The organism is Streptomyces viridosporus (assembly GCF_002078235.1).
GTDB classification, from domain to species: domain Bacteria; phylum Actinomycetota; class Actinomycetes; order Streptomycetales; family Streptomycetaceae; genus Streptomyces; species Streptomyces viridosporus.
This window is the reverse complement of record NZ_MSGP01000188.1, coordinates 1-9,516: the sequence shown is the minus strand read 5'-3', so window position 1 is coordinate 9,516 and position 9,516 is coordinate 1. Positions and strand designations below refer to the sequence as shown.

Sequence of the window (9,516 nt, the reverse complement as noted above, 5' to 3'; positions counted from 1 at the left end):
CCGGCCGGGGCGGAGTACGGGGGGCTCGCGAGGAGCGGCTGCGTCAGCTCAGGGACGCCAGCGCCTCGTTCCAGGTGGCGGACGGACGCATGACCTCGGCGGCCTTGGCCGGGTCGGGCTGGTAGTAGCCGCCGATCTCGGCGGGCTTGCCCTGGACGGCGATCAGCTCGTCGACGATCTTCTGCTCGTTCGCGGCGAGCGTCTCGGCGAGCGGGGCGAAGGCCTTCGCCAGGTCCGCGTCGTCGGTCTGCCGGGCCAGCTCCTGGGCCCAGTACAGGGACAGGTAGAAGTGGCTGCCGCGGTTGTCGATGCCGCCGACGCGACGGGTCGGGGACTTGTCCTCGTTGAGGAAGGTCGCCGTGGCGCGGTCGAGGGCGTCGGCGAGGACCTTGGCGCGGGCGTTGCCCGTGGTCTCGGCGTACTGCTCCAGGGACGGCACCAGCGCGAAGAACTCACCGAGCGAGTCCCAGCGCAGGTAGTTCTCCTTGACCAGCTGCTGCACGTGCTTCGGCGCCGAACCGCCCGCGCCCGTCTCGAACAGGCCGCCGCCCGCCATCAGCGGGACGACCGACAGCATCTTGGCGCTGGTGCCCAGCTCCAGGATCGGGAACAGGTCGGTCAGGTAGTCGCGCAGCACGTTGCCGGTGACGGAGATGGTGTTCTCGCCGCGGCGGATGCGCTCCACCGACAGCTTGGTCGCCTCGACGGGGGACAGGATGCGGATGTCCAGGCCCTCGGTGTCGTGCTCCGGCAGGTACTGCTTCACCTTGGCGATGAGGTTGGCGTCGTGGGCGCGGGTCTCGTCCAGCCAGAAGACGGCCGGGTCGCCGGTGGCGCGGGCGCGGGTGACGGCGAGCTTCACCCAGTCGCGGATCGGGGCGTCCTTGGTCTGGCAGGCGCGGAAGATGTCACCGGTGGAGACGGCCTGCTCCAGGACGACGTCGCCGGCCTGGTCGACCAGGCGGACGGTGCCGGTGGTGGGGATCTCGAAGGTCTTGTCGTGGCTGCCGTACTCCTCGGCCTTCTGCGCCATCAGACCGACGTTCGGGACCGAGCCCATGGTGGACGGGTCGTAGGCGCCGTTGGCGCGGCAGTCGTCGATCACGGCCTGGTAGACACCGGCGTAGCTGGAGTCCGGCAGGACGGCGAGGGTGTCGGCCTCCTGGCCGTCGGGGCCCCACATGTGGCCGGAGGTGCGGATCATGGCCGGCATGGAGGCGTCCACGATGACGTCCGAGGGGACGTGCAGGTTGGTGATGCCCTTGTCGGAGTCGACCATGGCCAGCTCCGGGCCCTCGGCCAGCTCGGCGTCGAAGGACGCCTTGATCTCGGCACCCTCGGGCAGGTTCTCCAGACCCTTGTAGATGCCGCCCAGACCGTCGTTCGGGGTGAGGCCGGCCGCGGCGAGCTTCTCGCCGTACCGCGCGAACGTCTTCGGGAAGAAGGCGCGCACCACGTGGCCGAAGACGATCGGGTCGGAGACCTTCATCATCGTGGCCTTCAGGTGCACGGAGAACAGCACGCCCTCCTGCTTGGCGCGGGCGACCTGCGCGGTCAGGAACTCGCGCAGCGCGGCGACCCGCATCACGGAGGCGTCGACGACCTCGCCCGCGAGGACGGGGACGGACTCGCGCAGCACGGTGGTGGTGCCGTCGTCACCGACCAGCTCGATGCGCAGCGCGCCGTCCTCGGCGATGACGACCGACTTCTCGGTGGAGCGGAAGTCGTTCTCGCCCATGGTCGCCACGTTGGTCTTGGACTCGGAGGTCCAGGCGCCCATGCGGTGCGGGTGGGACTTGGCGTAGTTCTTCACCGAGGCGGGGGCGCGGCGGTCGGAGTTGCCCTCGCGCAGCACCGGGTTCACGGCGCTGCCCTTGACCTTGTCGTAGCGGGCGCGGATCTCGCGCTCCTCGTCGCTCTTCGGGTCGTCCGGGTAGTCCGGCAGCGCGTAGCCCTGGCCCTGCAGCTCGGCGACGGCGGCCTTGAGCTGCGGGATCGACGCCGAGATGTTCGGCAGCTTGATGATGTTGGCCGCGGGCGTCTTGGCCAGCTCACCGAGCTCGGCGAGGGCGTCCGGGATGCGCTGGTCCTCGGTCAGGTACTCCGGGAACACGGCGATGATGCGCCCGGCCAGCGAGATGTCGCGCGTCTCCACGGCGACACCCGCCTGCGAGGCGTACGCCCGGACCACCGGCAGGAAGGAATACGTCGCCAGGGCCGGGGCCTCGTCAGTGTGCGTATAGATGATGGTCGAGTCAGTCACCGGGTGCTCCGCTCCACGTCTGCAACATTGCTCGACATCAAGATATCCCGTGACCGACCGCGACTCGACAGGGGTCCGCACCGACTTCCGGGCAAACCCCCGCCGCGTCCCCGGCGGGCGGCTCCGGGGGCGCGCCGACCGGTGCCCGGACCTGGCGTACCGGGCCGGACGTACCGGGCCGAGGGGGCCGCCGGCCCGGTGCCGGCCGGGCGCGGGCGGGCCGCCCGGGAGCGCGGTCGTGCGGGTGCGGGGCGCCGTCGGGGCCCGGTCGGCCCGGCCGGACGACTCGTCCCGCCGGGCGGCCGGAGGCGGACGCCCCGGTCAGATCGGCGTGGTCGTGGTCATGTCGATCGGCTCCGCCCCGGTGCCCCGCTGCTGCGGGATGACCACGGTGCCCTGCTGGAGCGCCACCGTCCGCGCGGGCGACGGGATCCGGATGCCCTCGTCGCGGTAGCGCCGGTGCAGGCGCTTGATGAACTCGTGCTTGATCCGGTACTGGTCGCTGAACTCGGCCACGCCCAGGATGACGGTGAAGCCGATGCGGGAGTCGCCGAAGGTGTGGAAGCGCACCGCCGGCTCGTGCTCCGGCACGGCACCGGTGATCTCGGTCATCACCTCGGTGACGATCTCCTTCGTCGTCCGCTCGACGTGCTCCAGATCGCTGTCGTACGACACCCCGACCTGCACCAGGATGGTCAGCTTCTGCTCGGGGCGCATGAAGTTGGTCATGTTCGTCTTCGCCAGCTGCGCGTTGGGGATGACCACCAGGTTGTTGGACAGCTCGCGGACGGTCGTCTGGCGCCAGTTGATGTCCTCGACATAGCCCTCCTCGCCGCTGCTCAGCCGGATGTAGTCACCCGGCTGCACGGTCTTGGAGGCGAGGATGTGGATGCCGGCGAAGAGGTTGGCGAGCGTGTCCTGCAGCGCGAGCGCGACCGCCAGACCGCCGACGCCGAGGGCCGTGAGCAGCGGGGCGATGGAGATGCCCAGGGTCTGCAGCCCCACCAGGAAACCGATCGCCAGGACCAGGATCCGGGTGATGTTCGTGAAGATGGTGGCCGACCCGGCGACGCCGGAGCGGGACTGGGTGACCGAGCGCACCAGGCCGGCCACCACCCGCGCCGCCGATATGGTCGCGGCGAAGATGACCAGCACCGTCAGCGTCTGGTTGACGTTGTGCTGCACGGTCCGGGTCAGCGGCAGCGCCGCCGCCGCGGAGGCCACGCCGCCCGCGATCGCCGCCCACGGCACGATCATGCGCAGCGCGTCCACGAGGACGTCGTCCCCGCGCCAGGTGGTGCGCTCGGCGTGCCGGCCGAGCCAGCGCAGCAGCATCCGCAGCAGGAACGCCGCCAGCAGACCGGCGGCGAGGGCGATACCGGCGTACACCAGATCGTCCAGGGTGAGTGAGCGGGTCACCGCTCACCTCCGGCGGACATCCTGGCCGGCGGCCGTGTGTGAAGTCGTGTCACGTGTCGTCACCTGTTCGAGTTCCGGTAAGGGGGGTGTGCCGGGCCCGTTCTGACCTGCGGTCGGCACGATCGCACATCCTGCCGTATCCGCGCGGTCCGTCCGCACCGTTCCCGTCGGGATCCCGCCGTCACCGGAGGGCCCGCTCAACCGCCCGCCCGGCCGGCCGCTCGGGCCACCCTCGCCGCACCGGTACGCCCGGCGTCACCGCACCCGGCAGCAGCGACAGCCGCCCGCGGGTACCACGCGGGCGCGGCCGGGGAGCGGACCGGCGGCGCGGGGCGGAGCCGTCCTTGACCTCAACCTCGCTGGAGGTCCTAGGTTCATCTCATGAGCATGGAGACCACAGCGTGGACACAGCTGCACAGTGTCATGAACGCCCAGGACGAGCGCCGCCCCTTCGCACGGTCGACGCTCCGGCGCATCGGCGCCTTCGCGCGCCCGCACCGCCGCCGCATGGCCCTGTTCGTGCTGCTCGGCACGGCGACCGCGCTGCTGGCCGTCGCCACGCCCGTCCTCGCCGGGCACGTCGTGGACACGATCGTGTCGGGCGGCGACGAGGCCACGGTCGTCCGCCTGGCCCTGCTCATCGCGCTGATCGCGGTGGTCGAGGCGGCCCTCGGCATCCTCGGCCGCCGGCTGTCGGCGTCGCTCGGGGAGGACCTCATCCTCGACCTGCGGACAGCGGTGTTCGACCACGTGCAGCGCATGCCGGTCGCGTTCTTCACGCGCACCCGTACGGGAGCGCTCGTCTCCCGTCTCAACAACGACGTCATCGGTGCCCAGCGGGCCTTCAGCAACACCCTGTCCACCGTGGTCGGCAACCTGGTCACCCTGCTGCTGACCCTCGCCGTCATGCTCACGCTGTCCTGGCAGATCACCCTGCTCACTCTGGTCCTGCTGCCGGTGTTCGTGGTTCCGGCCCGGCGCATGGGCCGCCGCATGGCCCGCATGCAGCGCGAGGCCGCCACCCTGAACGCGGCCATGGGCACCCGGATGACCGAGCGCTTCTCCGCGCCCGGCGCCACCCTGGTCAAGCTCTTCGGCCGCCCGGAGCAGGAGTCGGAGGAGTTCGCGGAGCGCGCCCGCCGGGTCCGCGACATCGGCGTACGGACCGCCACGGCCCAGACGGTGTTCATCACCGCCCTCACCCTGGTCTCCTCCCTGGCCCTGGCCCTGGTCTACGGGCTCGGCGGCTGGTTCGCCCTGCGCGGCGCCCTGGAACCGGGCGCGATCGTGTCACTGGCACTGCTGCTGACCCGCCTGTACGCGCCGCTGACCTCGCTGGCCGGGGCGCGGGTGGAGGTGATGAGCGCCCTGGTCAGTTTCGAGCGGGTCTTCGAGGTGCTGGACCTGAAGCCCCTCATCGAGGAGGGGCCCGGCGCGCGCGAGGTCCCCGAGGGCCCGGTGTCCGTCGAGTTCGACGACGTCCGCTTCGGCTACCCGTCCGCCGACAAGGTCTCCCTGGCCTCCCTGGAGGAGGTCGCCTCCCTCGACACGCGCGGTGGCGCCGAGGTCCTGCACGGCGTCTCCTTCCGCGCCGAACCCGGACAGACCGTCGCCCTGGTCGGCTCCTCCGGCGCCGGCAAGTCGACCGTCGCGCACCTGCTGCCGCGCCTGTACGACGTCGACGCGGGCGCCGTGCGGGTGGGCGGCGTCGACGTCCGGGACCTGACCGCCGGATCGCTGCGCGACACCGTCGGGATGGTCACCCAGGACGGCCACCTCTTCCACGACACCGTCCGCGCCAACCTGCTGCTGGCCCGCCCGGACGCGGCGGAGTCCGACCTGTGGGACGCCCTGCGCCGGGCCCGCCTCGACGGACTCGTGCGGTCCCTGCCCGACGGCCTGGACACCGTGGTCGGCGAACGCGGCTACCGCCTCTCCGGCGGCGAACGGCAGCGGATGACCATCGCCCGGCTGCTGCTGGCCCGGCAGCGCGTCGTCGTCCTCGACGAGGCCACCGCGCACCTGGACAACACCTCCGAGGCGGCCGTGCAGGAGGCCCTCACGGAGGCGCTGGAGGGCAGGACGGCGCTGGTGATCGCCCACCGCCTGTCCACCGTCCGCGCCGCGGACCTCATCCTGGTGGTCGAGGCCGGCCGCATCGTGGAACGCGGCACCCACGAGGAGCTGCTGGCGGCCGGGGGCCGCTACGCCGAACTGCACCGTACCCAGTTCGCCCCCCGGCCGACGGACCACGACCGGGGCCCGGGCCGGAAGCACGAGCACGACCGGGCCCCCGACGGGGACCGCGGCGCACCGGCGGCGGTGTAGCCCCCGACCGCGGAACCATCCGGCGTCACGCGGCCGGCCCGTCACACGGCGCCGCCGCCCGCCCCGGGACCGGGACGGACGGCGGCGCTCCGTGCGGGCGGGGCGGCTCCTCCCGCGGGGGGAGCCGCCCGGTGTCACACCCCCTTGCCGGCGGCCTCGGCCCGGGACGAGCGCTCCCCGGCGCCGGACTTGCCGCGCCCGGAACCGGCACGCTCCCGGCCCCGGCCACGACCCCGGCCGCCCTTGTCGCCGCGGGAGTACGCGTCGAGCACGATGGCGAGCGGCGAGGCGGTCAGGACCGACGAGTACGTGCCCACCAGCATGCCGATCAGCAGGGCGAGCGCGAAGTCGGTGAGCGAGTCGCCGCCCAGCAGAGCCAGCGCGGCCAGGATGAAGATCACGCCGATACCGGTGTTGACCGTGCGGGGCACCGTCTGCAGGATCGCCAGGTTGGTGGACTGGGCCAGAGGTGCCTTGCGGTCCTTGGTCCACAGTTCCCGGACGCGGTCGAAGACCACCACGGAGTCGTTCACCGAGTAACCGATCACGGTGAGCAGGGCGGCCAGGAACACCCCGTCGATCGGCTTGCCCAGCCACGCGAAGATGCCGGTGAGGATCACCACGTCGTGCGCCAGGGTGGCGACCGCCGACGTACCGAACATCCAGCGGAACCGGAAGGCGAGGTACAGGAGCTGGGCGCCGAGGGCCAGGCCGAGCGCGATCAGCGCGTTGCGGCGCAGCTCGTCGCCGAGGCTCGGGCCGATCAGCTCGTCGCGGACCTTCTCCGCCCCGCCGCCGACCTGGTCGATGGCCTCGGCCACCTTGACCGCCTCGGCGTTGCTCAGCTCTTCGGTGCGCACCGTCAGCCCGTTGTCCCCGGAGGACTGCACGACGGCCTGCGGGAAGCCGGCGTCGGCCAGGGCCTCGCGGGCCCGGTCCGGGTCGACGGTCTTGGTGGTCGTGTACTCGATGAGCCGGCCGCCGGTGAACTCGACGCCGAAGTTCAGCCCGCGCACCGCGATGCCGGCGCCGGTGACGAGCAGCACGACGAGGGAGACCAGCAGCCACCGGCGCGGACGGCGCATCAGCTGCGGGTTGCGGCGGGTGAGGTACTCGCGCACCCGCCCGATCGAGGCCAGACCGGTGATCTGGGGACGGCGGTGCACCCAGCGGCGCTCCACCGCGAACTCGGCCAGCACCCGGGTGATCACCAGGGCGCTGATCATGGAGGCGATGACACCGATGGCCAGGGTGACGCCGAAGCCCTTCACCGGGCCGGAGGCGAGCAGGAACAGCAGTCCCGCCGCGATGAGCGTGGTGATGTTGGAGTCGGCGATCGCGCTGAAGGCGCCCTTGAAGCCGGCGGTCAGGGCCGAGCGGCTGCTGGGCCGGTTGCGTTTGCCGTACTCCTCGCGCGCTCGCTCGAAGACCAGCACGTTGGCGTCGACGGCCATGCCGATCGCCAGGACGAAACCGGCCAGGCCCGGCAGGGTCAGCGTCGCGCCGAGCCCCGCCAGGGCGGCGTAGGAGATCACGCCGTAGCAGGCCAGGGCCACGGTGGCCAGGAAGCCCATGAGCCGGTAGACGACGATGATGAACAGCGCGGTGAGGGCGGTGCCGAGGGCGGCCGCGTAGGCGCTCGACTTGATGGCCTCGGCGCCCAGCGTCGGGCCCACGGTCCGCTGCTCCACCGTCTCGACCGGCACCGGCAGCGCGCCGCCCTCGACGAGCAGGGCCAGCTCACGGGCCTCGTCGCTGGTGAAGGAGCCGGTGATCTGGGTGGACCCGCCGGCGATGCCGACGCCGCAGGAGACGGACGGATCGACCTGCGGCGAGGAAATGATCTTGTTGTCCAGGACGATCGCGACCCGGCGCTTCGGGTCGCCGGCCGGGTTGCAGGCGGCCTCGCCGGTCAGCTTGGCCCAGCCCTTGTCGTTCTTGAAGTCGACGGTGACGTGCCAGCCGGCACCGTTCTGCTGGTCGAACTGGGCGTCGGCGCCCTTGACGTCCTTACCGGTGAGGCTCGCGGGGCTCAGCCGGAGCCGCTCGCCGGCCTCGTCGGCCAGGATCCGCTCGCCCTTGCCCTCGGGCTTGGTGGACTCCGTGGCGGCGCCGAGCACCGGGTGGACGGAGAGCTGTGCGGTGCGGCCCAGGACGTCGGCGGCCTTGCGCGGGTCCTGGACGCCGGGCAGTTCGACGATGATCCGGTTCTCACCGGAGCGGACGATGGTGGGTTCGGCGACGCCGAGCGCGTCGACCCGGCCGCGCAGCACCTCCAGGGTGCGGTCGGTGGCCTCGCCGTCGGCCTTGGCCGTGTCGGTGGAGCGGGTCTCCAGAACGATCTGGGTGCCACCGCGCAGGTCCAGGCCCAGACGGACCGGGACGGTGACGGTGATGTACAGGGACACCGCCATCACGGCGAGCGCGAACAGCGCCCTGAAACGGGCGGGACGTTTCACGAATGCCTCCAGCAGGCATGCCGCGGCCGAGGGGACGCGCGGCGGAGAAGAGAAGGGAAAGGGGGCCTCAGGCGCTGGAGGCCGCGGGCGGTGCCCGGCCGAGGTCCGACGGCACGTGCGCGGTGTCGGTCGGGACGTGGCCGGCCACCGGCGCGGGACGGGCCGGCCGGGGCGGGACGCGGGGGGCGTGCGGGGGCGCGAGGAGCGGCGGACCGGCCGACATCGTCCGTTCGCCGCCGTCGCGCTGCGGCCTGATGAGGACGGTGCCGGCGCCGACATAGGCGTCGTCGAGGTACGGACGGGTGTCGGGCGGGTGCATCGAGGGAGCGGGGGCCGACACGGACACGAACGGAACGATCCGTACTTCCTGGGTGAAACCGGGCGCGAGGGTCAGCAGGAGGGCGGCCAGGGTGGCGAAGGCCACACCGGCGAGGAGCGGAAGGCGGGCGACCGGTCCCGTCCGGTGGGTGGTCAAGGCTCGACGAGTCCGGCGCGGATGGCATAGCGGGTCAGGTCCAGGCGGTCCCGCAGACCCAGCTTGTGCAGCAGGTTCTCCCGGTGGCGCTGCACCGTCTTGACACTGATGAAGAGCAGCTCGGCGATTTCCTTCGACGAGTGTCCCTCGGCGACCAGCTTCAGCACTTCCTCCTCGCGCGGGGTCAGCAATTGCTCGGGGGCTTCCTCACCGTCACGGACCCGGTCGAGATAGTTGCGGATCAGAGCGGTGACTGCGCCAGGGTAGAGGAACGGCTCGTCCCGCATCGCCGCGCGGCAGGCGGCGACCAGATCTCGGTCGGCGACGGACTTCAGCACATAACCGCTCGCGCCGGCCTTGAGGGCCTGGAACAGGTACTGCTCATTGTCGTGCATCGTCAGCATCAGGATGCGCACGCCGGGGCGCACCGCGGCCAGCTCGCGCGCGGCCTGCAGACCGGTGAACCGGGGCATGGCGATGTCCAGCACGGCCAGGTCGACCTCGTGGGTACGGGCCATGGCGATCGCCTCCGCCCCGTCACCGGCCTCGGCGACCACCTCCAGGTCCGGCTC

Annotated in this window: 6 protein-coding genes; 1 reads left to right on the top strand and 5 read right to left on the bottom strand. The window is 72.1% G+C overall.

What is annotated here, in order from left to right:
- Nucleotides 1–43: 43 nt before the first annotated feature.
- Nucleotides 44–2,263 (bottom strand): NADP-dependent isocitrate dehydrogenase, encoded by a 2,220-nt coding sequence (locus tag B7L92_RS14110; protein ID WP_081237761.1) that lies wholly within the window; start codon nt 2,261–2,263, stop codon nt 44–46.
- A gap of 321 nt (nt 2,264–2,584) precedes the next feature.
- Nucleotides 2,585–3,682, bottom strand: coding sequence for a mechanosensitive ion channel family protein (locus B7L92_RS14105; protein ID WP_081237759.1), 1,098 nt, complete (start codon nt 3,680–3,682; stop codon nt 2,585–2,587).
- A gap of 387 nt (nt 3,683–4,069) precedes the next feature.
- Between B7L92_RS14105 and B7L92_RS14100 the strand changes: the two genes are divergently transcribed.
- The gene (locus B7L92_RS14100) at nt 4,070–6,010 is read left to right on the top strand and encodes an ABC transporter ATP-binding protein (RefSeq protein WP_255310940.1); all 1,941 of its coding nucleotides are present in this window, start codon (nt 4,070–4,072) and stop codon (nt 6,008–6,010) included.
- A gap of 134 nt (nt 6,011–6,144) precedes the next feature.
- On the opposite strand, the gene secD is transcribed toward B7L92_RS14100, so the two are convergent.
- From secD to B7L92_RS14085, 3 genes are all read right to left on the bottom strand, one after another.
- Complete coding sequence (secD, locus tag B7L92_RS14095) at nt 6,145–8,469, bottom strand: protein translocase subunit SecD (RefSeq protein WP_081237755.1); 2,325 nt, start codon at nt 8,467–8,469, stop codon at nt 6,145–6,147.
- A 67-nt stretch (nt 8,470–8,536) separates the two neighbouring features.
- Nucleotides 8,537–8,944 carry a hypothetical protein gene (locus B7L92_RS14090; RefSeq protein ID WP_081237753.1) on the bottom strand — a complete coding sequence of 136 codons (408 nt, stop codon included), beginning with the start codon at nt 8,942–8,944 and terminating at the stop codon, nt 8,537–8,539.
- On the bottom strand, nt 8,941–9,516 hold a 576-nt coding region (locus tag B7L92_RS14085; protein ID WP_081237751.1), incomplete at its 5' end, for a response regulator. The genes B7L92_RS14090 and B7L92_RS14085, both read right to left, overlap by 4 nt.